This window comes from Psychrobacter sp. AOP5-GZ1-6 (assembly GCF_052376345.1).
GTDB lineage: Bacteria > Pseudomonadota > Gammaproteobacteria > Pseudomonadales > Moraxellaceae > Psychrobacter.
Genome location: NZ_JBQSVP010000386.1, coordinates 1 through 298, shown reverse-complemented (window position 1 = coordinate 298; position 298 = coordinate 1). Strand labels below are relative to the sequence as shown.

The window sequence follows — 298 nt, the reverse complement described above, 5'->3', positions numbered from 1 at the left end:
AATATACCAAATACAGCTGTTTTATCAGCAGCCCCGCGATCTCTTTTGCCTTTACGTACACCGCCAAAGTAACTTTCATCTAATTCGACTTCACCATCACCATCAAAGAGCTCATCAGCTTCTAATGAGAGATGGTAATCTATCACAAGTCTTATTTTATGATAAAAAAGTGCAGCAGTGTTAGGTTGAATATTGAGTAAATCTGCGGCTGTTCTAGCGGTTACGTCAGCCGTAAAAAAATCTAATAGCCTTCGCTGTACTTTTGTAGTTAGTTTACAACGGGTTATCTTCATAAAAG

The 298-nt window shown here is 38.3% G+C and carries 1 pseudogene; it reads right to left on the bottom strand.

The features are described from left to right. A pseudogene (locus ACT3RN_RS16325) lies at window positions 1-293 on the bottom strand (IS1595 family transposase); the annotation flags it as partial. Window positions 294-298: the final 5 nt, after the last annotated feature.